This is a genomic window from Pseudomonas sp. SWRI51 (genome assembly GCF_014268825.1).
Lineage (GTDB): Bacteria > Pseudomonadota > Gammaproteobacteria > Pseudomonadales > Pseudomonadaceae > Aquipseudomonas > Aquipseudomonas farsensis.
Genome location: NZ_JABWRG010000009.1, coordinates 1 through 21,697 on the forward strand (window position 1 = coordinate 1; position 21,697 = coordinate 21,697).

Annotated in this window: 34 protein-coding genes and 1 pseudogene; 12 read left to right on the plus strand and 23 right to left on the minus strand. The window is 59.5% G+C overall.

What is annotated here, in order from left to right:
* The 3 genes from HU720_RS05215 to arsH all read left to right on the plus strand — a co-directional run.
* Window positions 1-471, plus strand: a 471-nt coding sequence (locus HU720_RS05215; RefSeq protein ID WP_272968872.1) for an ArsB/NhaD family transporter, incomplete at its 5' end; no start/stop codon positions are given.
* A 27-nt stretch (window positions 472-498) separates the two neighbouring features.
* Window positions 499-969, plus strand: a complete 471-nt coding sequence (locus HU720_RS05220) for an arsenate reductase ArsC (protein ID WP_186517869.1) — start codon at window positions 499-501, stop codon at window positions 967-969.
* Window positions 970-982: 13 nt separating this feature from the next.
* Window positions 983-1,684, plus strand: a complete 702-nt coding sequence (gene arsH, locus HU720_RS05225) for an arsenical resistance protein ArsH (protein ID WP_186517871.1) — start codon at window positions 983-985, stop codon at window positions 1,682-1,684.
* Window positions 1,685-1,818: 134 nt separating this feature from the next.
* Here the strand turns inward: arsH and HU720_RS05230 are convergent, their stop codons facing one another.
* On the minus strand, window positions 1,819-2,040 hold the full coding sequence (locus tag HU720_RS05230; RefSeq protein ID WP_186517873.1) for a hypothetical protein: 222 nt from the start codon (window positions 2,038-2,040) through the stop codon (window positions 1,819-1,821).
* A 320-nt stretch (window positions 2,041-2,360) separates the two neighbouring features.
* Here HU720_RS05230 and HU720_RS05235 point away from each other — a divergent pair, with 320 nt between their 5' ends.
* Window positions 2,361-2,597 carry a hypothetical protein gene (locus HU720_RS05235; protein WP_186517876.1) on the plus strand — a complete coding sequence of 79 codons (237 nt, stop codon included), beginning with the start codon at window positions 2,361-2,363 and terminating at the stop codon, window positions 2,595-2,597.
* A 103-nt stretch (window positions 2,598-2,700) separates the two neighbouring features.
* Window positions 2,701-2,955, plus strand: coding sequence for a hypothetical protein (locus HU720_RS05240; protein ID WP_186517878.1), 255 nt, complete (start codon window positions 2,701-2,703; stop codon window positions 2,953-2,955).
* Window positions 2,956-3,968: 1,013 nt separating this feature from the next.
* Here the strand turns inward: HU720_RS05240 and HU720_RS05245 are convergent.
* The 12 genes and pseudogenes from HU720_RS05245 to HU720_RS05300 all read right to left on the minus strand — a co-directional run bounded on the left by HU720_RS05245 (window position 3,969) and on the right by HU720_RS05300 (window position 12,039).
* Window positions 3,969-4,181, minus strand: coding sequence for a hypothetical protein (locus HU720_RS05245; protein ID WP_186518008.1), 213 nt, complete (start codon window positions 4,179-4,181; stop codon window positions 3,969-3,971).
* 77 nt (window positions 4,182-4,258) lie between these two features.
* Window positions 4,259-5,053, minus strand: coding sequence for a DNA adenine methylase (locus HU720_RS05250; protein ID WP_186517880.1), 795 nt, complete (start codon window positions 5,051-5,053; stop codon window positions 4,259-4,261).
* A 106-nt stretch (window positions 5,054-5,159) separates the two neighbouring features.
* Window positions 5,160-5,666: a DUF2514 family protein gene (locus HU720_RS05255; RefSeq protein WP_186517883.1), complete on the minus strand. Its 507-nt coding sequence runs from the start codon at window positions 5,664-5,666 to the stop codon at window positions 5,160-5,162.
* Window positions 5,663-6,292 carry a glycoside hydrolase family 19 protein gene (locus HU720_RS05260; RefSeq protein WP_186517885.1) on the minus strand — a complete coding sequence of 210 codons (630 nt, stop codon included), beginning with the start codon at window positions 6,290-6,292 and terminating at the stop codon, window positions 5,663-5,665. The genes HU720_RS05255 and HU720_RS05260 overlap by 4 nt, the downstream gene beginning before the upstream one ends.
* A 39-nt stretch (window positions 6,293-6,331) precedes the next feature.
* Window positions 6,332-6,781 (minus strand): phage tail assembly chaperone, encoded by a 450-nt coding sequence (locus tag HU720_RS05265; RefSeq protein ID WP_238337634.1) that lies wholly within the window; start codon window positions 6,779-6,781, stop codon window positions 6,332-6,334.
* Window positions 6,778-7,548: a hypothetical protein gene (locus tag HU720_RS05270; protein ID WP_186517886.1), complete on the minus strand. Its 771-nt coding sequence runs from the start codon at window positions 7,546-7,548 to the stop codon at window positions 6,778-6,780. The genes HU720_RS05265 and HU720_RS05270 overlap by 4 nt, the downstream gene beginning before the upstream one ends.
* Before the next feature lie 89 nt (window positions 7,549-7,637).
* Window positions 7,638-8,147 (minus strand): annotated as a pseudogene (locus HU720_RS05275) (phage tail protein); the annotation flags it as partial.
* A gap of 151 nt (window positions 8,148-8,298) precedes the next feature.
* Window positions 8,299-10,107, minus strand: a complete 1,809-nt coding sequence (locus HU720_RS05280) for a terminase TerL endonuclease subunit (RefSeq protein ID WP_186517888.1) — start codon at window positions 10,105-10,107, stop codon at window positions 8,299-8,301.
* Window positions 10,067-10,396, minus strand: a complete 330-nt coding sequence (locus tag HU720_RS05285) for a phage terminase small subunit P27 family (protein WP_346656555.1) — start codon at window positions 10,394-10,396, stop codon at window positions 10,067-10,069. The genes HU720_RS05280 and HU720_RS05285 overlap by 41 nt, the downstream gene beginning before the upstream one ends.
* 274 nt (window positions 10,397-10,670) lie before the next feature.
* The gene (locus HU720_RS05290) at window positions 10,671-10,991 is read right to left on the minus strand and encodes an HNH endonuclease (RefSeq protein WP_186517890.1); all 321 of its coding nucleotides are present in this window, start codon (window positions 10,989-10,991) and stop codon (window positions 10,671-10,673) included.
* Between the two features lie 104 nt (window positions 10,992-11,095).
* Window positions 11,096-11,599, minus strand: coding sequence for an SHOCT domain-containing protein (locus HU720_RS05295; RefSeq protein ID WP_346656556.1), 504 nt, complete (start codon window positions 11,597-11,599; stop codon window positions 11,096-11,098).
* Between the two features lie 116 nt (window positions 11,600-11,715).
* Complete coding sequence (locus HU720_RS05300) at window positions 11,716-12,039, minus strand: phage holin, lambda family (protein ID WP_010954710.1); 324 nt, start codon at window positions 12,037-12,039, stop codon at window positions 11,716-11,718.
* Between the two features lie 200 nt (window positions 12,040-12,239).
* Here HU720_RS05300 and HU720_RS05305 point away from each other — a divergent pair, with 200 nt between their 5' ends.
* Together HU720_RS05305 and HU720_RS05310 are read left to right on the plus strand one after the other, a co-directional pair.
* A complete protein-coding gene (locus tag HU720_RS05305; RefSeq protein WP_186518010.1) occupies window positions 12,240-12,473 on the plus strand; it encodes a DUF6555 family protein in 234 nt (77 codons plus the stop codon).
* 22 nt (window positions 12,474-12,495) lie between these two features.
* Window positions 12,496-12,714 (plus strand): hypothetical protein, encoded by a 219-nt coding sequence (locus HU720_RS05310; protein WP_186517894.1) that lies wholly within the window; start codon window positions 12,496-12,498, stop codon window positions 12,712-12,714.
* Between the two features lie 107 nt (window positions 12,715-12,821).
* Here the strand turns inward: HU720_RS05310 and HU720_RS05315 are convergent, their stop codons facing one another.
* From HU720_RS05315 to HU720_RS05355, 10 genes are all read right to left on the minus strand, one after another.
* Window positions 12,822-13,211, minus strand: a complete 390-nt coding sequence (locus HU720_RS05315) for an antiterminator Q family protein (protein ID WP_186517896.1) — start codon at window positions 13,209-13,211, stop codon at window positions 12,822-12,824.
* A gap of 5 nt (window positions 13,212-13,216) precedes the next feature.
* On the minus strand, window positions 13,217-13,534 hold the full coding sequence (locus HU720_RS24240; protein WP_238337636.1) for a hypothetical protein: 318 nt from the start codon (window positions 13,532-13,534) through the stop codon (window positions 13,217-13,219).
* Window positions 13,531-13,755: a hypothetical protein gene (locus tag HU720_RS05320; RefSeq protein WP_186517898.1), complete on the minus strand. Its 225-nt coding sequence runs from the start codon at window positions 13,753-13,755 to the stop codon at window positions 13,531-13,533. The genes HU720_RS24240 and HU720_RS05320 overlap by 4 nt, the downstream gene beginning before the upstream one ends.
* Window positions 13,749-15,050: a site-specific integrase gene (locus tag HU720_RS05325; protein ID WP_186517899.1), complete on the minus strand. Its 1,302-nt coding sequence runs from the start codon at window positions 15,048-15,050 to the stop codon at window positions 13,749-13,751. The genes HU720_RS05320 and HU720_RS05325 overlap by 7 nt, the downstream gene beginning before the upstream one ends.
* Window positions 15,047-15,472: a VRR-NUC domain-containing protein gene (locus HU720_RS05330; protein WP_186517900.1), complete on the minus strand. Its 426-nt coding sequence runs from the start codon at window positions 15,470-15,472 to the stop codon at window positions 15,047-15,049. The genes HU720_RS05325 and HU720_RS05330 overlap by 4 nt, the downstream gene beginning before the upstream one ends.
* Window positions 15,469-15,765 (minus strand): DUF1364 domain-containing protein, encoded by a 297-nt coding sequence (locus HU720_RS05335; RefSeq protein ID WP_186517901.1) that lies wholly within the window; start codon window positions 15,763-15,765, stop codon window positions 15,469-15,471. Before HU720_RS05335 ends, HU720_RS05330 begins: the two co-directional genes overlap by 4 nt.
* Window positions 15,747-15,959 (minus strand): hypothetical protein, encoded by a 213-nt coding sequence (locus HU720_RS05340; RefSeq protein WP_186517902.1) that lies wholly within the window; start codon window positions 15,957-15,959, stop codon window positions 15,747-15,749. The genes HU720_RS05335 and HU720_RS05340 overlap by 19 nt, the downstream gene beginning before the upstream one ends.
* Window positions 15,956-16,639, minus strand: a complete 684-nt coding sequence (locus HU720_RS05345; RefSeq protein WP_186517903.1) for a replication protein P — start codon at window positions 16,637-16,639, stop codon at window positions 15,956-15,958. The genes HU720_RS05340 and HU720_RS05345 overlap by 4 nt, the downstream gene beginning before the upstream one ends.
* Window positions 16,636-17,364: a DnaT-like ssDNA-binding domain-containing protein gene (locus tag HU720_RS05350; protein ID WP_186517904.1), complete on the minus strand. Its 729-nt coding sequence runs from the start codon at window positions 17,362-17,364 to the stop codon at window positions 16,636-16,638. Before HU720_RS05350 ends, HU720_RS05345 begins: the two co-directional genes overlap by 4 nt.
* Before the next feature lie 241 nt (window positions 17,365-17,605).
* Window positions 17,606-17,815, minus strand: a complete 210-nt coding sequence (locus HU720_RS05355; protein ID WP_186517906.1) for a Cro/CI family transcriptional regulator — start codon at window positions 17,813-17,815, stop codon at window positions 17,606-17,608.
* A gap of 116 nt (window positions 17,816-17,931) precedes the next feature.
* Between HU720_RS05355 and HU720_RS05360 the strand changes: the two genes are divergently transcribed.
* The 5 genes from HU720_RS05360 (at window position 17,932) to HU720_RS05380 (ending at window position 21,685) form a co-directional block, all read left to right on the plus strand.
* Window positions 17,932-18,714 (plus strand): S24 family peptidase, encoded by a 783-nt coding sequence (locus HU720_RS05360; protein WP_186518011.1) that lies wholly within the window; start codon window positions 17,932-17,934, stop codon window positions 18,712-18,714.
* Between the two features lie 919 nt (window positions 18,715-19,633).
* Complete coding sequence (locus HU720_RS05365; protein ID WP_186517908.1) at window positions 19,634-20,485, plus strand: ParB N-terminal domain-containing protein; 852 nt, start codon at window positions 19,634-19,636, stop codon at window positions 20,483-20,485.
* Window positions 20,486-20,488: 3 nt separating this feature from the next.
* Window positions 20,489-20,872 (plus strand): helix-turn-helix transcriptional regulator, encoded by a 384-nt coding sequence (locus HU720_RS05370; protein ID WP_186517910.1) that lies wholly within the window; start codon window positions 20,489-20,491, stop codon window positions 20,870-20,872.
* Window positions 20,873-20,891: 19 nt separating this feature from the next.
* A complete protein-coding gene (locus tag HU720_RS05375; RefSeq protein ID WP_186517912.1) occupies window positions 20,892-21,161 on the plus strand; it encodes a hypothetical protein in 270 nt (89 codons plus the stop codon).
* Window positions 21,158-21,685: a hypothetical protein gene (locus HU720_RS05380; protein ID WP_186517913.1), complete on the plus strand. Its 528-nt coding sequence runs from the start codon at window positions 21,158-21,160 to the stop codon at window positions 21,683-21,685. The genes HU720_RS05375 and HU720_RS05380 overlap by 4 nt, the downstream gene beginning before the upstream one ends.
* The last annotated feature ends 12 nt before the right edge of the window (window positions 21,686-21,697 follow it).

The window sequence follows — 21,697 nt, forward strand, 5'->3', positions numbered from 1 at the left end:
CGCCGGGTACTGCGCGAAGCGCCCTGGCAGGTGGTGATCTTCTCTCTTGGCATGTACTTGGTGGTCTACGGGCTGAAGAACGCCGGCCTCACCGATATGCTCACCCACCTGCTCGATAGCCTTGCGCAGCAAGGACTGTGGAGTGCCGCCATCGGCACCGGGTTGATTGCTGCATTACTGTCCTCGGTCATGAACAACATGCCCAGCGTGCTGATCGGCGCCTTGTCGATCCAGGCCAGCGAGGCGCAAGGGTTGGTGCGTGAGGCGATGATCTACGCCAACGTCATCGGCTGCGACCTCGGCCCGAAAATCACCCCCATCGGCAGCCTCGCCACACTGCTCTGGCTGCACGTGCTGGAGCGCAAAGGCATACGCATCACCTGGGGCTACTACTTCAAGGTCGGCATCCTGCTGACGCTACCAGTTCTGTTGATCACCCTTTCGGCCCTGGCATTGCGCCTGAGCCTCTGATATCCCCCACGAAGCGGAGGAGCCCCCATGCGAGTCTTGTTCATGTGCACGGCCAACAGCTGCCGCAGCATCCTATCCGAGGCCATGTTCAATCACTTGGCGCCTGAAGGGTTTGAAGCTGTCAGTTCCGGCAGCTTTCCGAAAGGCCAAGTGTTGCCTCGCAGCCTGACCACCTTGCAACATGCCGGCATCTCGACCGATGGGTTGAGCAGCAAGGGCAATGACGCGTTCGAGGGTTGCCCTCCTGATATCGTCATCACCGTTTGCAACAAGGCTGCCGGCGAAACTTGCCCTGTGTATTTCGGCCCTGCACTGAAGTCGCACTGGGGGCTGGAGGATCCGTCCGATGTCGTGGGTGACGAGGCGTCGATTGATGCTGCGTTCCGCACCACGCTGGCCCGCATCGAAGCTCGCTGCCAGGCCTTCTTCGCACTGCCTTTCGATCACTTCGACCGTGAGCAGCTAAAGCTTGAACTGGATCGCATCGGCACGCTTTGAACAGGAGAAAAACATGTCCGAGCAACTGCCTAATCTCGACCTCGCGCTATTCGATATGCCGCCAGCGGCGATCCGTTCCAGCGAGCACAAGCCGCGCATCCTGCTGCTGTATGGATCCACTCGCGAGCGCTCCTTCAGTCGCTTGCTTGTGGAAGAAGCCGCACGCCTGCTGAAGCACTTCGGTGCCGAGACACGGGTGTTCAATCCATCGGGCCTGCCGCTGCCTGACGATGTGCCTGTAGAGCACCCCAAGGTGCAGGAACTTCGAGAGCTGGTGCAGTGGTCGGAAGGCCAGGTCTGGTGCTCGCCCGAACGCCATGGTGCGATGTCTGCGGTTTTAAAGGCGCAGATAGACTGGGTACCCCTAGCGCTGGGTGCACTTCGCCCCACCCAAGGCAAGACCCTGGCAGTCATGCAAGTATGTGGCGGCTCGCAGTCGTTCAACGTGGTCAATCAGCTGCGTGTTCTTGGTCGCTGGATGCGGATGTTCACCATCCCGAACCAGTCCTCTGTCCCCAAGGCCTACCTGGAGTTCGACGACGCTGGGCGGATGAAGCCTTCGCCGTACTACGACCGCGTGGTTGATGTCATGGAGGAACTGGTGAAGTTCACCGTCCTGCTGCGTGACCGCCAGGAATTCCTGGTGGATCGCTATTCGGAGCGCAAGGAAAACGCAGAGCAGCTATCCGCTCGTGTGAAGCAGCACTCAATCTGAAGCAATGCCAGAAATGCCCCTATGGTTCGATAGCCGACGTTCGCGGATGGTTTCTATCGACTCGAAGCTGACCGTGCTGTAACCCGCGTCCTACAAGCGTCGCCAATTCGATTCTGGAATCGTTTTTTGAAGTTTCAGTAGCTCGCCAGGCGGCGTTTCGGCCAGTTATATGCCAAATAACACCACCATTCGTGATGATGATTAGCATGCAGACGCCAATATATTTGAGCAGCCACCATGCTCGAATATGCTTGGGAAGCGTCCCCCGTGCGCTGCACCGCTGGAAAGCTTTCGACATAAGCAATGGAGTTGACCGTCTGGCCGATAAACAAGCGTTTCTGTTCTATTTCGAGCATTTAGGTGCAAGGTTGCGCGTATAGTGATTTTTCGGGTAGCTGGATTCCAGTGCCTCACAACCGAGTAACCTATATGTATCAGACATACCCTAGCCCAGCTCAGAAAGCCCATGAGCGCCTAAGCCAGCAAATAGATTTTTTCCTAGAGCGCGGCGGCCACATTCAGCACGTAGCTATTGGAGCAAGCGGCACTCCGGACGGAGTAACCACAGTTAAATGTAAAAAAGAGCGAACAGCCAAGCCCTAATGGGCATTGGCCCCTGCCGGTTTTGGCCACCCTTTCGAGCACTTAATAGCGCCTTTTTTAAGGGATAAAAAACGTGAGCGAAGAGCCAAGCGACTCCTTGTTAGCGATATTAATAGGCATTTCCGAAAAGCAGGTCACTCAGTACCGCCGCGAAACCCTCTTACTAGCGGACGGTTCATGGCTGGTGCATTTCGAATTCTTTATGCCTAAAGAGCTTCGCCACAAGCTGACCGGTAGCTTTACACTGTTGTTAAAACCTTCACACATCTACTCTGATTGTCGCAGCGACTCCCCCCTTGGGCAGTATTGAGTCGTAGAATACAGCCGCACCGGCCGTCAGATAAGTAGATGCTCACACAATAAACAGCGCACACTAAAAATAAGCCTAGGGTTTCTGGGCTCAAGAGGCGCTTATGATAACCTGGAAGAATTTCACAGATATTGAATTCCCTGGCACTGAAATGCCGGATGGCTGGCCGACGGGCGAGGACGATGATATTGACGATGAAAGCTCGCTCACAGATGACCGCGACGATAACCTCGAGGATTTCTCGCTCGATGCGCACGCCTTGTTCCGACAAAGAACGCCTTCTTCGGCAGAGCTGAACTTCCTCCCAGGCTTTACCCGGTGGCCATGGGTATATCTCAGAGGCACGCAGCATCACTGACATTTTCAGCGCCATATAGCATCTGCGTGTAACCAGACATACATGGTCACTCGACAGACTGACAACCATCTACATGAGAATCAAGCTCAGGTAACCTGAGTTTTGAGAGGTAATTATGTCTAACGAAATCAATACCGAACAGGACTCGCCTAAGATCGTTCCCCCAGGCGAGAACAGTCCTGAAGCCTCAAAAAGCGATGTCAAACCTGAGCAGGTTAGCGCTGGAGATCGAGATGACTACATCGACCCCGATACCCTTCCTGAAGATTCCTCGATTCTTGCAGAAAATCCTCCGGCGTCCAATGCATCAAAGTACAGCCGGCACACTGAGAATCGAGAGTCCCCATGGAGACTCAACTAGCTTGGGCTCCTGCTCTCAACCAGATCTTATAGGGGCAGATGACCCCTTAGGCTACACGCCCGACAGCGATGAAATCGGCTTGGACAAGGGCTTCAGTAAGCCTGGCCTATGATGCGAGTCTGCCAGTTCACGATATGATCTACCTAACCGCCCGAGGTTCTCATGAAAGATAACAAATCAAGCCAGAACGGCAATTGCTCAGGCGATGGCGACAACAAGTCGTCTCGAACGTCCTCCAAAGGTGACAACAGAGGTCCACTTACAGAACGAGCTTCAAGAGCTGAACTGTATAGCCGTCATGACAGAGTGGAAGTCAACACTACGAAGCCAGAAAAATCCTAATAAAAGTTTTCTGCTTCCTCCAGTTGAACCGCTTTTAATTTGCATGATAAAGCCTGTGGTGTGAATAGCCCTCTAAATCCAAAGCTTCTGCACCACGATAATGCGTCGACTTCTTACTTCTACGGCATTCTGCCGACCACGCCAGCTGATCTTGCTGGCGTCATTTTTTCCCAGTTTACAGCTCGAAATCGGTCCCCCTGGCACTCCCGTGTCGCCCTAGCAGCACATCATCATGATTGGCCGGCAAATCGGCCAGTGCAGCAGAGAGGGAGTGTGGGTGAATAGCGCGCTTGATCGCGGCAAGCTTCGATCAGTGGCGGGTAAGCGGCTGGTGGCCCAGCGCGTACAGCTGATAGTCAGTCACGGCTTGATATGCTGATTCGGCGATTAAACGTAGACGCTCAACCTGTGCTGGGGGTTCGCCGGCGGCCTGGGCTTCGTGGTAACGGCGAAGCGCCGCTATCGCCTCCTGAATCAGGGGTTCACCCGCCTCAATCATCCCTTCGATTGTCCGCTTCACAATTCCTTCCTGATGATTTCCTCAAAGCATTATAGGCAAAGGCAGCCTCAAGGCTTCCACGCTTCCCGCCCAGCGACAGATCAGAACAACTGACCCAGCTCGGCAGGCTTCCAGTTCATGATTACCAACTCACCAGTGACGTCCGCTTTTCCAATTCGCTGATTGGCCGTCGTGTAGCGGATATCCAGATACTCAAAATGGAAACCTTCAAACACACGTAGAATGTCTGGGTGGTCATTGATGCTGACCATCACCTTCCCTTTACAGCGTCGCATGAATTCGGACATGCGCTCGTACTCCGCAAACGGGAAGTCGACCCCGTACCCGGCTGTTTGCCAGTAAGGCGGATCCATGTAGAAGAAGGTATGCGCTCGATCGTAGCGCTCGGCGCAGTCACTCCATGCTAGATTCTCGACGTACGTTCCCGCCAACCTCTGCCATGCGGCGGACAGGTTTTCCTCAATCCGTAGGAGATTGATGGATGGCCCTGTGGTAGCAGTACCAAAAGTCTGGCCGGCGACCTTACCGCCGAAGGCATGCTGCTGAAGGTAAAAGAACCGCGCGGCGCGCTGGATATCGGTCAGCGTCTCCGGGCGCGTCATCTTCTGCCACTCGAAGATCTGGCGGGAGCTGAGTGCCCACTTGAACTGGCGAACGAACTCTTCCAAGTGGTTCTGCACCACCCTGTAGAGATTCACGAGGTCGCCATTCAGGTCGTTCAACACCTCGACCTGCGCAGGCTGGGGACGCATGAAGTAGAGAGCGGCTCCGCCCGCGAAAACCTCTACATAGCATTCATGCGATGGGAACAGTGGAATCAGGCGGTCTGCCAGGCGGCGCTTGCCGCCCATCCAAGGGATAATAGGGGATGTCATCTGAGCTCTCGTTGCTTGGGGTCCGGGTCCTGTTGGCTATCGAGTCGCTCAAGGGTGGGCCATGTAATTTAATGGGTGTGGTTAACTACCAGGCTCGCTTGTGGGCTTACTGGCTCGTTTGACGCATCAGGTCGTATTCGCTGGAGCACTGTAGCCCGGCTATTCGGGCGCGGTCATACGCTGCCGCCAGCTCTCCCGCTCGAGCATCAGCCCGTGCGAGCAGGTCGGAGAGCACCATGGCGGCGCGGGTGGCTGCCTGGCCTCTGGCGACAGCGCCGGGATCCGTGCCGGAGCAACTGACGTTGGCGGCGAGCTTTCCGGCTTCGTCACGCAGCCGCTGGCCAGCAGTATCAGCGCCAGCAGCGGCAATAACAGCAATCGTGCGTTGTTCATGAGCATCTGCCCTCACCTCCTCTTGCGCCTTTGCGCGTCTCTTTTCTTCTTCGCGTGCGGTAGCCTCTTCAACAGCCCAGGCCTGTTTGTCAGCCGCATCTCGTACAGCCCAGCGCGTCTGCCACTCGGCATCCTTGACCGCACAGCCGTGGCTGTAGGCGCCCCAATAAGACGCCACGACGAGCAGCAGCACGATCGCGCGCAGCCCCCAGTTGCTCACGCCAGCACCCGCAGCGCAAGGTCATACAACGCTTTGCGTTCAGCGGCGCCATGCGGCACGCGGCCAGGCTGCCCGGTGTTGATCACGCTGCCGATGTCCTGGATGCGGCCCGCGTCGGCGAGCTCGTTCAGGCCGTGCTTCGCCCACCACCAGGCCGCCGACTGCGCGGCATGCTCAGCCTGCTCGAGCAGTTCGGGATGATCCTCCAGCGGCAAGCCTAGGCCCAGGCCGGCGGCGCGGTAGTTGTCGCGGCCGGTGAGCTGGATCAGCCCACGGCCACGGAACCGCCAGCCGTCGCCCGAGGATTCGGGGCCATTGCCCATACGGTCGCCGTACACGCGGTTCGCGATCTTTTCCGGCTGACGAGCGTATGCGCCGGCGGCCTGCGAAGTGAACCGGCTTGGCCAGGTGCGCACCAGCGCCTCGGCGCTGTAGTTCAGGTTCTCCACCAGGTTGCGCAGCTGGCCTGATTCGTGGCCGATCTGGGCGAGGAAAGCGGCCATGCGCACCCGACTATCGATCTTCCAGCGCAGGGCGGCGCGGTTGAGCGCGGGCAAAAAAATGCCCGCAACTGGGCGGGCTTTGGGAAGTATGTGCAGCAACTGCTGCTCGGTGAGAGGCGTCATAGGTTCTCCAGGCAAGAAAAAGCCCCGACTGTGCGGGGCTTATTGAGATTGATCAGCGATCCATGGCGGTGCCACGGGGCGTTGCGTGCTGTCCGGGAAGGCGTCGGACTGGGGCCAGTCGCGCAGCTGCTGCATGTACATCAGCAGTTCCGTGAACTGATCAGCGCTGAGCGTTGTAGCCACTGCAATTTCCAATTGGTCGCGATGACGATCCCGCAACCAGGTGACAGCGGCCAGCTCGTTGTCGCGCCATGCTCGTTCCACTTCTTCTGCCGGCACCTCTGGAACGAGGCCTGCAAGGCTGTCGGGGATGGCAACCGGGTCAGGTGCTACTGGGCGCAGCGCCTCAAGAATCGAAAGAACGGCCGCACTGTCTAGGCCGGTGTCATTCAGCACCTGCTGGGGAATGTAGTGATTAAGGATGGTATGCCCCCAGTCAATGACCATGGTTCCCGATGCAGCATCTACAGACAAAACGGTGAAGGTCATACGATTACTCCCTTGAGCCGGTCGCTTTCGCCACCCGCGATAATTGTCAGGGCGTTGCCCGCCCGGTCGATGGCGTAGCCGCCGGCACCGGCGACCGAGGACGAGGAGACGCCCGCTTCACCCGGCGCGCCACCTGCCCCACCTTGATAGCCGGCGCTATAGCGCCCACCTATACCGCCAGCGTCATCAGTGCCTGCAGCAGGGTAGGTGTAGGTATAGGTGGTGTTCTGGTACATGCCGCCCCGCGCGCCGCCTGGCCGCCCAGCGCCGCCGCCGCCGCCCGCGTAGAGCGTCTGAGACACGTAGCGCCACCCGCCGCCGCCGCCGCCGCCAAACACGAGACCGGCGCGGTTATCCAAGGTAGCCGGGAACTCAAGCAACAATGCCCCTTTCCCTGGTGCTGCAGCCGCCGGATAAGCGCCGCTGCCGCCCGCGCCGCGAATCGCACCTTCATTGATGATGGTCAGCCTTGATCCCGCCGGAAACACGCCAGTGCGCAAGGCGAATCCAGCCGTACCGGAATTGATAGTTGCGCGGTTAATGAACGTGTAGTGCCGCCTTTTGGTAGGGCTGCCCATAAGCTCGAAAATACTGACGCCACTGCGGTCGACCGTGTTGATGAACTCCACGGTACGCACCCACACCTCCCGCCAACCGTCAGGGGTTTTAACAAACAGCACTTCCCCTTCACGCCAGCCGCTTTCGAGCTTGACGCGTGGCATGACACCTGCCGCAAACCCGTTGGCCAGCTTCACATGGAAATTCATCACAGCACCTCATGCTGCAGCCACAGGGTACCGACCTCACCGTCGGCGGCCGTGGGGGCATTCGATGAATACACGATTTTGCTGGCCGGAAAGGCATCAGTGATTCCATAGCCGGCCAAGGTGGTGGGGTTGCTGCCCGACGTAACCCGGCCCTGTTCATCCACCTTGACGCTGCGATACGTCCCTGCCACCACTCCACTTTTACCAAACATTCGCCGGAAGTTGAGCGCCGTGGTCCCCAATACCGGCGTCTCAGTGTTAGCCAGCTGGTAGATCGCTCCGGCGTTGTTGGTACCCGACTGAACAACGATCAGGTGCCCAGGGCCACACTCGGCGCTATCGTTGGCATCCTGTGCACGAAGCCAGGCAGCTTCCGATACTACGTAGATCCAGTTTTGCGACGCGGCTGCCTGATCCTTCACAAGCACCCGATCACCGACCGCGAGCGATACGTCGTCGATACTCTGCAGTCCACTCAAAGCAATAGGGCCAGTGGTGGCGCAGCGAACCGATTTTTTGAAGTCCGACGCCGCCATTGTCTGAATGGCGCGCAACAACTGGGCATTGTCGTCTTCGTCAGGGGCCATAGGCGCTGGGCGCGAACTGATGCTTTGTCAGCGAGCCAGGCCCAACCAAGCAGGCCGAGGCCTGCGGTGATGAATGCGCTCGGCGCATGGATCAGGGCGACACCCGCGACCAGCAAGCTGAAGCCAAGCAGGCCGGCGATCCAGGCTGCGATTGCAATGATGTTCAAACGCCTACTCCTTCGTCGTATATGGAAGTGCCGCTGCTACCAGCGGACACTGCGCCGCTGATGCCCGTTGCCATGATCGAGGCGATGATGCCGTCGATACGGCCTGTCGCCTTGGCCTTGTCCGCTTTACGGTTGTTCGCGGGGTCAGACACGATCACCGCGTTACCCGCGCACCAGGTCATCACGGGGTTGCCGTCATGGCGCAGCGACTCCACCGCTTCGGTTGGGTGTAATTCATCGAAGAGCTCTTCTACGTCGGTGTCCGTTTCTACAGGCAGCGTTGCCATACCGAGTAGGCGCCGTTCGAATTCGTCGACCGCTGGCCCCATGTCCTTGAAGCCCTGCCCGAACTCCACCAGCTCTGGCAAGGTGATGTCGTACTCGCTCATAAGCTGACGCATGTCTTCGATGCGCCACCGGTCATACGCAATTTTGTCGACTTGGAAGAAGTCGCAAATTGTTTGCATCCTGCGCAAAACGTGAAGCTTGCTGATGGCACGGCCCGGCGTCGTTTCAAGGTCGCGGGATTTGATCCACGCGGCGTACGGCACCTTGTCACGCGCTTCGCGCTTGTCCAGCTCGTGGTCGGGGATCCAGAAGTACGGGAGCAGCCGCCAATGCGGATCCTCGTAAGTCGGATAGAACAGCAGCACGAATGAGGTGAGGTCAGTGGTACTGGACAGGTCGAGCCCGCCGACGCAGGGCCGGTTTTTCAGCATCGACATCGGCACCCGCTCTTCGGCCTGGCTCCAGACATCCCAAGAAATCCAAGGTGATTCAGCGCCCGTCCATTCGCAGAAGTTCAGTCGCCGCACCATCGCCTCCTTGCTCGGCATGCCTCGGGCCTCTGTCACCTGCTCGCGCAGGTACTTCATGCCCGGCAGATCGGCGTCCTGAAGTGAAGGGTTCGATTTGAACCAGCAGCTTTCGTCCTTGATAGGATCGTCGCCCTCGTCCAGTGAGCAGATGTAGGCGAAGAAACCGTCATCAACGAGCGCACCCGAAGCGACCCTGGCGCCATACTCGTGGTACTCCCAGCAAGGCCCGCGCTTGTTGGAACCGCTGTTGGTGATCATGAAGATGAGTGCCTGCTTGCGGCTCTTGGTGCCGGCTCGCATCATTTCCACGACCAGGTTGGTCTTGTGCTCGTGCACCTCGTCAATCAGCGCCATGTGCGGACGAGGGCCGGATTGGCCGTCGTCCGAGCTGATGGGGCGGAAGAATGAACCGGCCTTAAGGTAGGCAAGGTTCCAGATGTTCTGCCCGGTACCGCTGCTGGTCAGGCGCTTGGACAGCTCCGGCGACTGCTGAACCATCGCGACAGCGTCGCGAAAAAGGATCATGGCCTGATCCTTTTTAGTTGCAGCGGCGTAGATTTCCGCTCGCGCCTCGTTGTCGCCGACCAGCCCTTTCAGCCCAACGCCAGCGGCCAGCGGCGATTTACCGGAGCCTTTACCGCTCTCTACATACACGACCCGGAAGCGGCGATAACCATCACTACCCTTCCAACCGAAGATGCTGCCGACGATGAATTTCTGCCAGGGCAGTAGCTCGAAGGGCAGCCCCTCGAACTCGCCGCCGTTCAGTTTGAGGACGTGGCGATAGAAGCGTATGGCTTTGTTTGCTTCCTCCAGATCCCAGAACAGGCCGCGCTTCGGCCCTTCCTCCAGGTCCCGCAGATGGCGGGCGCATGCGTTTCTGATATCAGGGCCGGCAATACGGGCGCCGGTATGCACCTCTCGGGCGTACTGGGTCGCAGGATCGTCAACCGAAGTGTTCCGCGAGCGGGTCTTCCTCGTCGTCATGCTGCTTAACCTGGACCTTTGATCGTGCGGCTGGAGTCAGGCCGAACTCGACGAGGTAGCTTTTGAAGCGACGGTCAACGTCGGCAAGCATCGCCACGGCCGGGTTTGCCTTGAGCACCAACTCTCCTTGAGTGCTGGTCGTTTCGTAGGTGCGACCTTGGGTGTCGACCATCTCGCGCAGGGCGAGGATCTCGGCGTAGCAGTCACAGAGCCGTTCGAGGGCAAAGCCATCGGCCTCAGTGAGTACACCCATGCGATCAAGCAAGACAGTGAGTCGGCCCCAGGCCACCTGTCCCTCGCTTGTCAGGTGAGCCGGCGTGCAGGGAACGCGCCTGGCTGGCTGGGGTTCGTTTTTGTTGATAGCCCGCTTACCGGGGTTCCCTCTGACAAGCTTCAGCTCCGTCGGCGTGGGTCGTCTCCCGGCCATTTTGAGGCTTCCAAAAAAAAGGTTTCATTTCGCGGCTTTGCGTAAAGAGGGGGGCGATCGGTCAGGAAAGGTTTCGCAAAAAACATTTTCACCCCCCCTACCCTTCGCCAATGGCCGTGGCGGGCCCGGAGGCGCCTCAGGCGGGGCGATTCCAGTGGTGCCGTGGGTCCACCGGCCTGCCGCTGACATCGCACCCAGCCTCGCGTCCGGACTTCTCCAGCCGCTGCTTGTAGGAGCTGTGGCAGTTGGTGCACAGCGACTGCCAATTGGCGCGATCCCAGAACAGAGTCATGTCACCGCGATGCGGCTGGATGTGGTCGACCACAGTGGCCGGCTTGTTCAGGCCTGACTGGTTGCAGCGTACGCAGAGTGGGTTCTTGCGAAGCCAGCCTTCGCGGGCCTGCTGCCAGCGATAGCCATAAAGCTTTGGCTGACCACCAACACCGGATGCAGTCATCGATTACCTCCGCTTAGGCTAAGGACGAAAAGAAAAAACCCCGGCATTTGCCAGGGCGGTAGAAACATAAGCCCAGCGCAAGCAGGGCATGAAAAGCAGCACGGTCAAAGACGGGCTAGCAGCTCGGCTTTCTTGGCGTTGAACTCATCTTCTGTCAGCACTCCAGCCGCTTTCAGTTCGCCGAGCTTTTCCAGCGCACTGAGAACATCGCCGCTACCAGGCGGCACAGAAGCAGCTGCCGGCTGCGGGCCATTACTACGGCCGTCCTCTACAGCCCACGCCAATGCCTCCTCCTGCGTTTTCTTGAAGGCAGTGAAGTCCAGCGCATCGTTCGAGGTGTGCAGTCGAATGGAGTAGCGCCCCATGAACGACTTCCGCTCGATGGAAGATATTGACTTGAGCGGAATGGTTTCCAGAACCTCACCAAAAAAGCCCTTTCGGTAGAAGGCCGCACGCGTGGGCGTCACAATCAGAGCGCCAAGCGTTTGGGCATCCCTTCCTTTACCCATGGGCTTGCCGATATATCCAGCACCCCAAGCGACTACCTGCTCACCTGGCTGAAGATGCTTCTCTTTAAACTTTCGGACGTGCTTCGATTCGGCAGCCACTGGCTTGCTCCTTGTGTATGGCGTCGGCCGGATCATATCGAACCGACATCACGCACACCACTGACGGGTATCTGAGGGGCTGAGCTACTAGGTAGCAGAGCCGAACCGGGTGACGGCTAGCCCTGCGCCTTTCGGGACAGGAACAAGTCCGAGTAGCCACGCAGCTTCTCTACGCCCATGAAGCCAACAGCGCCGCCGGCGAAGGTAGCCATGCCCTGCGGCAGGCCCATCCATTCGAGCAGCGGGACCAGGGCCAAAGTGATCAGGCCGCAGAGCGCGCCTTCCAACATCATCTGGCGTCGGGTTCCACCGCCGTATACCACTCGCAGAGCGGCGATCGCGACCGACAGTCCGGCCGCGTACAGCTGAGGCTGGTGAGCAAGCACCCAGGCGAGCACAGCGGCCCACAGGCCAGGATCCTTCTCGGGCATGTTTGGCATCTCGATTCCTCCCGTTCCGGGGAGCGCAAATGGAAAAGGCCCTGCTTAATGGCGAGCCCTTGGATAATCTGATGACGGCCTCTCCCCTCGGTCCGGCGAATGTGAAATGGATCACATCAAGCGAAATAGTGAGCGCTAGCTCTTGTCCTCAGCAGAACAAGGCTCTAAAACTCGATAGTTTCCGCGGCCAAGGAAAGGCAATGCCGAATAATGCGCTATACGTAATCGAGTATTCTCTGGGTAATCAAACGCGAAAGTTTATCGTTCGATCAGACAGGATGGATAACGCCGAGGCGTGGCACTGGGCCGCCTGCGATGCAGGCGTGGCGGTGATTCCACGTTTTGGTCAGTTAGCCATTCGACAGGTGAGCCGCCTCCAGGCTGAGCGTTACGGTATTAGGGATGTCGGGTGGCGCTTGACAGGGTCTCGCTGAAGGAAAACAACCGAGATGAGCCATGAAATACCGTATTGAATACAGTTTCAGAGGAAAACCCGTGTTCTGGGTATGTGACGCTTCGCAAGGGTTTAGCCAGAACGAGGCACTCATCGCTGTTCTCCGGCTGACAATTGCCGAAAGCGGCTTGACACAGCAGCTTCCAGAGAGCCCGGAGGACCGAATGGAAATGGCTCGTGATCTAGGGATTTCGGATGTTCGCTTCCAGGCCAAAGAATGACCGTTTAAACAGCAACCCCGGTTAGCCGCCAGGGTTGTCTGTGTCGCGCTGCTTGGAAGCTGGACACGCTGCTATGAAAACAGGTGTTTATCCGCGCGGAAAGTTTTTTATGCGGCCTCGCGCAATTGCTCCAGCGCGCAATCAATCCAGGCCACTCCAGTGTTGATCAGTTCACGCGCCTTGGCCTCACCCATATTGTGCTGGCGGGCGATCCGCAGCGCCGGCCACTTGGCGCCGAAGTAAAGCCAGACGAATCCGCCCATCTGTGGGTTGCGCTTGTTCAGCCTGGCTACGGCGCCATCCACAGCAAGCGCCAGGTCGTCCGTGATCACGTATTGCTTCAACCCACCCTCTACTTGGGCATGCTCCTTCATCAGCGCATATAGAGGGCACACATACGCTGGCATCCCCATGCCGTCCATGCGCCACCAGCCCCACTGCTCCAGCATGTAAGCGGTATCGCCCAAGGCCTTGTCGACGTAGGTTCGTTTCTTCATGTTTATTAGTCCCCGGTGTAGTTGGTGCCGCCGGCGCCGCGCCGGTTGCCTCCCTGATATCCCGCCCCAGGCCCGCCGGCCTGGGGTCTTTTCAACTGCTCGATCTGCCGTGTCGCGGCCTGCAGCCTCATGCTGAGCTGGGTCACCAGTTCATCCAGGGGCAGCGCCTCGCCTGTTGCAGCCACTACCCAGCCCGAGGCGTTGCAGTGGTCGCATGGCAGTTCGTGAAATAGGCCCTGAGTGACCGCTCTCCCACGGCACGAAGGGCACTCACTAAGCTCGATCACGGCCTTCTTGAAGGCTGGGCCGTGGACCCTCCTCAATTGCACGCATCCAACAAGCGCTGATGCAGCGCAACCACTTCCGACGGGCTCCCATCAACTGTCAGCTGCTCGCCAGTCATCATTTGAATCGTCAACGCATAGAGCGTGTCGCCCTTATCACCAGCCCGCGCATTCCGAACCCGCAGCTCACAGCGGCACATGCTGCTGATACCCTCTGGATTCACCGCGAGGCCGCGGGCCTCATCGATCAAAATCAGCATTTCGGATCCTCGCTAGTAACAAATTCGGTAAGGTTGCTCGAAGCCACGCCATCAGCGGGCTGCGCGCGATTGTGTGAAATTTCGGATAAGGCCTCGGTAAGGCCGTGGATGACACCAAAGCCGATGCCGTCGAGCCAGGCGTGCCACTTCTCCAGGGCCGCTCTGCGCTGCTGCATCGCTTGGGTGTGGATGTAGGTGCTGGCGATCTTGCCCAGCGAGTGGTTGAGCAGCATCTCGCCGATGTGCCCGTCGATGCCGAGGTCGGTCCAGGTGCTGCGGGATACCTTGCGCAGATCGTGACTGGTCCAGGCGCCCTGCCCCAGCCGGGTGAATACCTTGCTGGCCTGTGCTTCGCTGAGCGGCAGCCCGCGGCGACTCGGGAACAGGTAGGCGCCTTCGTAGCCCTGACCCTGCTGAATCGCCCGGTATCGCACAAGCAGCGCCTTGAGCTGGGCCGTCAGTGGCAGGCGGTGCTCGGTGCGGGTCTTGGCGTTCGCTGCCGGGATGAACCACTCGGCACCGGCCAGCGAGATATCAGCCCACCGCGCCATGCGGGTTTCACCGATCCGGGTGCCGTGGGCCAGCATCATCAGGGCCAGCATCCCGTCGCTTGGGCTCTGCGCGAAGGCCTGGGCCAGCAGTTGCATCAGGTCGGCCAACTGCACACCACGCAGGCGCGCTGCCTTGGGCAGGATCTTGGCCTTGGTGAAATCGTTGAAGCGCATCCCGGCCATGGGATTGCGGTCGATCAGGCCCAGCTGCAGGGCCTGGCGGAAAGCAGTCAGCAGCAGCGCGAACATCTGGCGCAAGTACGACAGCGACACCTCGGCCTGACACGGCCACATCAGGTGCTTGTCCAGGGCGTCAGCAGTGACGTCGACCACAGCGAGTTCATCCAGGCGCGGCTTGAGGTGCTGGGCGATAGCCGAGCGGGCGCCGGCCTTGCGCTTGGCCGACAACGAGCGGTCCCGCACCATCCGGTCGCCGTACCAGTCGAGCAACTGCCCCACCGAGACCATGCCGGACACCACAGGTGCTGTCGCCGGACTACGCAGCAGGCGCTGACGCAGCGCAGGAAGCTCAGCCAGCACAGCCGACACGCCCAGCTCTGGCCAGCGCGCGACTGGCACCCACTTCTTTCCGCGCACCAGGTGCCAGGTGGCGCGCTCGCGGTTGCTCCAGAAGCGCAGGTACAGCCCAGGGTGGCGAGAGTCGCGCAGATCCCGCACGGACTTGTCGGCAGACTGCCGGCGAATCTCGGCCTCGCTGAACTTCACTTCCCGGGTGGCACTCATGCAGCCACCGTCGCTGGCAGCATCAGATAGGCCCGCAGCTGCTCCATGGCGTCGAAGTGACCGCGGCACACAATGGCCAGATAGCCCTGCTCGTTCAAACGGCGCAGGCAGTCGCGCTGGCTGACCGAGACAGGCGCCGGCTCTACCGTTGCCTTGAATTCGATGTACAGCCCGAAGTAACCGCCGCGCGCCATCGGCAGCACCAAGTCGGGAATGCCGGCCTTGACGCCTTGGGCCTTGAGTTTGGCGGCAACGGCTTTGACCCGGTGCCCGCCGTTCGGGACGTGGTAGATCAGTTCGTGCACATCGGGATGCTTCAGGCGGATTTCAGTCATCAGCGCGGCCTGCTCCTGGCCTTCGCGGTCGATGGGCTTGGCGCGAGGGGCGCGCGGTTTAACTGAGCGGACACCGAGCGGTTTCATGCGACCAGTACCCCTTCGTTGAGGAGTGCGGCCTGGGTGCGCATCACGCCCTCGGCGTGGTACTGACGGGCGGTGTCGCGGGCGATGACACGGCTGCGGCCATCGCAAGCATCGTGGCAGGCGCTGCAGCACCAGGCGCCCTGCAGGTCGTGCGGTTTCTTACCTACACCGCATGTGCCAGCCAGGCGGTAATGCGCCAGGACGGTAGTTTCTGGATTGCCATTGCAGACGCCGGGAATACGCACTTGGCATTCTCGACCGCGCGCGGCCTTGGTCAGCTTCGATTGCCGCATGGGCTGTCTTCTCCGTGAAGATCGATAACGGTGTAGGCGCTCGGCCACATGTGTTGGCCATGGGCAATGGCCGAAGCCTCATCCCGGTAAAGCGCGATGGGTGGGTGCTCGGCAACTGCGAGGCCGAACAGATCGCCACGGCAGTACAAGGCCCAGCGGTACTCGACGAGGTCAGGCGCCGGCAGCTTGATCATTGGCCTGCCATCCGGGCACGGAGGGAGGCAAGGGCCGCGCGGCCAACTTCGGGCGTGCTTCGGGCGGCAGCCTCGGCCGGGAGTGCCAGCGGCATCTTTTGCAGCGGCTCGCCCGCCATCAGCCGGCGGACAGCGATGCTGTAGTTCCGCTCGAACAACTTGCTGCTCAGGTTCTCGGCGAGCTTGTTCAGGCTTTCGAAGCCGCACTCCTTCGCCGCATGCCATACCGCGTCATGGCTCCACTTGCCCTTCCCTGCCATGGCGGGATGAGCATTCCGGCAGGCCTCGCGGAACGCAGCGCGCAGCGGCGGCAAACCGAGCATTTCCGGGGATGGCTGGCACCACTGGATGAACTCACCGGGCGGCGGGATGAAGGCGGCCCCTGACTGGCGGCAGCGCATCAAGCCGAACTGCAACTGCTCTGGACTGCTGATGCCGGCCTCAAGGAAAGCGGTGAGCCACTGCTGCTTGGATGCGTTGTAGGTGGCTTGGTCAGGCCAGGCCTGCTTCCAGGCGGTACAGATCGAGCGCAGGTCGCGGAAAAGGTCGTTGATCACCGCCGCGGTCTTTCGATTGAGCTCCGCCCTAACATCCTCCGGGAGCTCGTAGCCAGTCGGGATCTGCTGGCCGGCCTGCACCTTGGCCCACAAGCCGTGCGTCACAACGGCAACTGGATTCATCGGGCAACTCCCGTGTCGTTCCACGACGTGTCGCTATCATCCAGCGGCGAACCACCCGCGCCAGCACGCAACGGAACCACCTTTGCGGCATTTGCGAGATCGCGTTTTCTCCAGGCGATCAGATCCGCTATCCACTGGCTCTCGGTCTTAGCCAAGCCCTTGGCGTCGTGATGAACGACGAAGCCCGCAATGGCGTCTATCGAGAGCTCCGAGAGAGGGACCCCGGATCGCATGGCATATGCCTGGAGCTGCACCGGATCAGGGGTCCAATCCAAGTGCATCGCGAACGGCTCGCGCGGAGAGTGTGTATTACTTCCCTTCCCTTCCCTTCCGGGGGTGAGGCCTCGATCATCGCTAGACGAGCCTTCGTCGATGCATCGGCGATCACTCGGCGATGGCTCCACGAAGTTAGGGTGCTTGTAAGTCGGGCGATCGATCTTCTGGTGGTGCCAGCCGTTGACGTGCAGATACTGCTTCGACGCAGACTCGTAGAGTGCGATCAGGCGGTTCTCCACCAGCTCGGCGAGCAAAGCCTCGACCGCCAGTGCAGTGATATCGTCACCAGGGAAAACGAGAGCCTTGATGGTCTTTGGAGACATCGGGTGGTTGCCGGCATCGTCACAGAAATTCCAGATGCCGATGAACAGGAGTCGAGCCATCGCCGAGCACTCCATGACCTGCTCGCTCGTCCAGAACTCCGGCTTGATGGTGCGGATTCGAGCCATTAAGAGTGCCCTCCCTGACGGAAATCCTGACGCGTCAGTTTTAACGAGAAGCCGGAAACTGACGCTGCGTTCACGGTATTGCCTGCATCGACTTGGCGGTGCATAATCGACCTCGATTTGAGTTGTGAAGAAGCCGCCCTGCCAGGCGGTTTTTTTTCGTGTGCGATTCAGGTACTGGATGGATCAGCAGGTGTTTCTGTCATCTACTGGCTCATTGCCAGGTCGCGCATAATTGTCTTCGTCAAGCAGCCGGGCGGTGTGCTTTGGGTCTAGCTGGGACCGGTCGCTGCTCATAGGCCTCAATACGGCCGTCGTCATGGATGACCACATGAACGCACCGGCCGGCCCGCACCATTTGCGAAACGGCGCTTTGATTCATACCCAGAGCCGCCGCCAGATCGGCCTGGGTTCCATGGAGCTCTAGATATTCAGTAAGGGGGATCGTCTTCATGTCCGTTCCAGCGTGCGTATATGCATATCGATAGTAGCAGCGCTACTTTAATCAAACAAGGAAATACTAGCAGCGCTGTTTGTGACACCATCAGCACAGCTAATATTCTTCATGACATGAAGACACGACGCCCACTTACACCCGAAGAAATCCAAGAGAGCCAGCGCCTCAAAGCTATCTATGAGCAGCGGAAGCAAGCGGCAAAAATAGCCGGTAGATCCCTCAACCAGGCCGATGTCGCAGACGCTTGCGGTTGGTCCGGCCAAAGCGCGTTCAGCCAGTATGCGACGGGAAAAGTACCGCTGAATCTCGAGGCGTTGCTGAGGATGGCCAAAGCCCTAGACTTCTCACCAGCTGAAGTCAGCCCCAGGCTTTTGAAAGGCATTGCAGAGCCTATGCAGCCCTCGAAAGATATGGAGCTGAAGCCAATTCGAGCCTGGGATGAAAAGACGCCCGTTGATGATGACGAGGTGGCCGTGCCGTTCCTGAAGGAAGTGGAGCTAGCTGCGGGCTCGGGCCGCTTCGGCATTGAAGAAGATGACGGATCCAAACTAAGGTTCGACAAAGCGAGCCTTCGGGCCAACGGGGTTCAGTTCGAAAAGGCGAAATGCGTAAGGGTCAGAGGCAATAGCATGACCCCTGTGCTCCGAGACGGCGCCACGGTTGGCGTGAATACAGGCCTCACGTCGATAACAGACATCACTGACGGTGAGCTGTACGCGATCAACCACAGCGGGCAACTCCGCGTGAAGCAGGCATACCGAATGCCTGGCGGCATCAGGTTGCGAAGCTTCAACCGAGATGAACACCCCGACGAAGACTACAGTTTCCAGCAGATGCAAGATCAAGAAATCAGCATCATCGGCCATGTATTTTGGTGGGGAATGTACGCCAAATAGCCCGCACCTAGCCCGCCATCCAAGCCCGCCAAGCGCGGGCTTTCTTATGCCCAGCGAAATAAATATTAGCACTGCTATTTACAACGCATATCAGCGCTGCTACTTTTCATGCATGCCGGATCGACACCGGCCAGCAGTGAAGGCAGCGATGGACAGGCCTAAACGGTCCAGAGGGGTGGCAACTGCCCCAGGCGTGCAGCGTAAAGCGCCAAGAACAGTTATCCAGCGGGAGAACAAGCCGAAAGGCCCGCGGCTGGAGTCAACAACACGTAAATTGCCGAAGACCGACGCCAGTTGCGGGTCGAGGCAGATTTCACTGGCTGGCCTTGGCGACAGGGCCAGACGGGAAATCAACTGGAGGAAGGGCATGAGGCGTTTGATTTGTGCAGGTGTTTACTGGCTCATTGAGCCCCTTCTTGATCGGCTTGATCGCAGGCAAGCAGAGCGCGACGAAGTTGTCCGCCGCGCGATTGCCATCAGGAATGATTAGCGCCCTGGGAACGATGGAAACTTAGGGGAAATCGGGTTTGTGATTTTGGCGAACACCCCATAGATATGTCCGCATTCTGCGCAGTGTGCCACCTGAAACCAGGCATCACCGCTTCCATGCTGCTGAACGCTGTCCTGGCTGACAATGCAGTTGAGACCGACAGCAGCGCAGCTTGGGCATTTGGGCTCAGCGAGTTTCTTTTGTTCCATCAAATTTGCCTCAACAGTCGTAGGGACTTGCGAGGCTACCACGGCCCGGCGTGGCTAAACATCCGGGCACCATCAATTCGCCACCACAGCTGGCGGCCCGATCACCTGGTACTCCCCAGCACCAGGCTGTATCGGTCGTGACGTTCGCCCTCCCGTTGGTCCGGGAGGTCTACGGCAGCGAGCGTCACGACCAATGCAGCCCCAACGGAAGTGAATTGCGATGACCAAGTCATTCAAGCAAATGATCAAGGATGGCGATGTGCGCCGCGCAGACGCCATGCGAGTGAAGCTGGAAGACCTCTACGAGGAACCCGGCTTTAACTTGCGCATTGAGGGTGATGCCCTCGAAGCAAGCATTGAGCTTCTGGCTGAGTTCATTGCGAACGGCGGCCAAATCCCACCGCTTGAGGTTCGTCCCCGACCTGCGGGCGGCGTTTGGATTGTGGATGGGCACCGCCGACGCCGAGCAATGCTCAAACTGGATAAAGCCGGTCGCCTGCCCAGGACGCCTAACAGGGACAATCCCGAGATACTCGAAGCTTGGGTGCCAGTGGTCGCGTTCGAGGGCAGCGATGCCGACCGCGTTGCTCGGATCATCTCAAGCCAGGAGAACGAAAAGCTCTCCCCGCTGGAGCTGGCAGAGGGTTACAAGCGGTTGCGGGCCTTCGGCTGGATGCCCGAACAGATCGCGAAGAAGGTCGGCAAGACGCGGCAGCATGTTGAGCAGGTGCTCACAGTAGGCGACGCCAACACCGATGTGCAGAACCTGGTCGCCGCTGGCCATGTATCCGCAACGACCGCCGCACAGGTGGTTCGCGAGCACGGCGACGGCGCCGGCAAGGTGCTGGGTGCCGAGCTGGAGAAAGCCCAGGCCAGCGGAAAGAAGAAGGTCACGGCGGGCACGATGAAAGGCCCGACGATCCCTAAGCCACGTCTTGAAGCCGTGCACACCGCCTCTCGCAATTTGATTGCATCGCTTGGTGCAGTCGACGAAGACAGCAGATCCCTCACCTTACCCACCGCGCTTGTCCTTGAGCTGCGCAAAGCCTTGGACGGCGCCCTACCGAGATGAATCATGGACACGATCACCTGCGGCTCATGGATTGGCCAGCTCGGCAAGGCGCTGGCTCCCCGTGAGCTTGAAGCGCTGCTGTGGGTGGCCCAAGGCCTAACCACCAAAGAAATCGCCCGCCAGATGGCAGTCAGCCCAGGCACCGTCGCCAATCGCATCGAAGCCGCTCTCTTCAAGCTGGAAGCCGGCCGGCGCATCGAGGCGGTCACCAAAGCCATGCGCCAGCAAATCATCAGCCCGCTGTGCATCGCGCTCGCTGGGCTGGTCGCCATGCATTCCGCCATCAGCGACAGCGACCCGATGCGCCGTGATCGCCGCGCACCAGAGCGCCGTGAAGCGGTGTTCCGCATAGCCCGCAAAGCCGAATCCTTCGACTACTACGCCTGATACTCACGAGGAGCACACCATGCACCCACGCCTTCAAGAACGCGCGGCCGTTTTGGCTGATATGCGTGCTCGTACCTTCATAGCTACCACCGAGTTCTACGAGAAGATCGGGCGCCCTGCTCCACCGCAGGGGCCTCGCTTCCAGGCGGTCGCCAAAGGCAAAGCTTGGCATGTCATCGAGATTTCCACGGGCCTGACAAAGGGCTTCTGCTTCAGTCATCGCGCAGCGATGCGCTTCGTGGATGCGATGGAAGCTGGAGTAGCCAGCAAGCGAGGCGCACTGCAATGAACGGAGCACCCACTCACGACCCGCGCGAGGCGCTGCTGGCACAGCTCAATGCGAGCATCGACAACTTCTTCGGCAGTGGTGGCAGCGTCCAGGTGCTGCAAGGCTTTGAGCCGGTGCCACGTCGTCCTCACCACGCTTCCGATCTGGCTGCAGGTGATCACTCGATCACTGAGCGCCTACGTGCTGAGCGCGAGCAGCTCCAGCGGGTCAAGGAAGCAGCCAAAACGATGACACTTGGTGAGGCCGTCCGCGAGCCGGGTATCGGCCGGACAGAGCTTCACCGCATTTCGAAGGCTCACGGTTTCCTGTTCAGGTCGAACAACAAAGAGCGCCAGCAGCGCGAGGTTGCTCGCCAGGCAAGAGCCGCTGAAAAGGCGCGGATTGTCGATCTGGTGCGCGCCAACAGCGGCAAAGGCTTGAGCCGCCACTTCGTCGCCGGCCGTCTTGGCATCAGCGACGGATACCTCAAAAAGATCATCGAGGAGAACGGCCTCGACTTTCCGCTATACGGGGACCGACCTTGACACGCATCACCG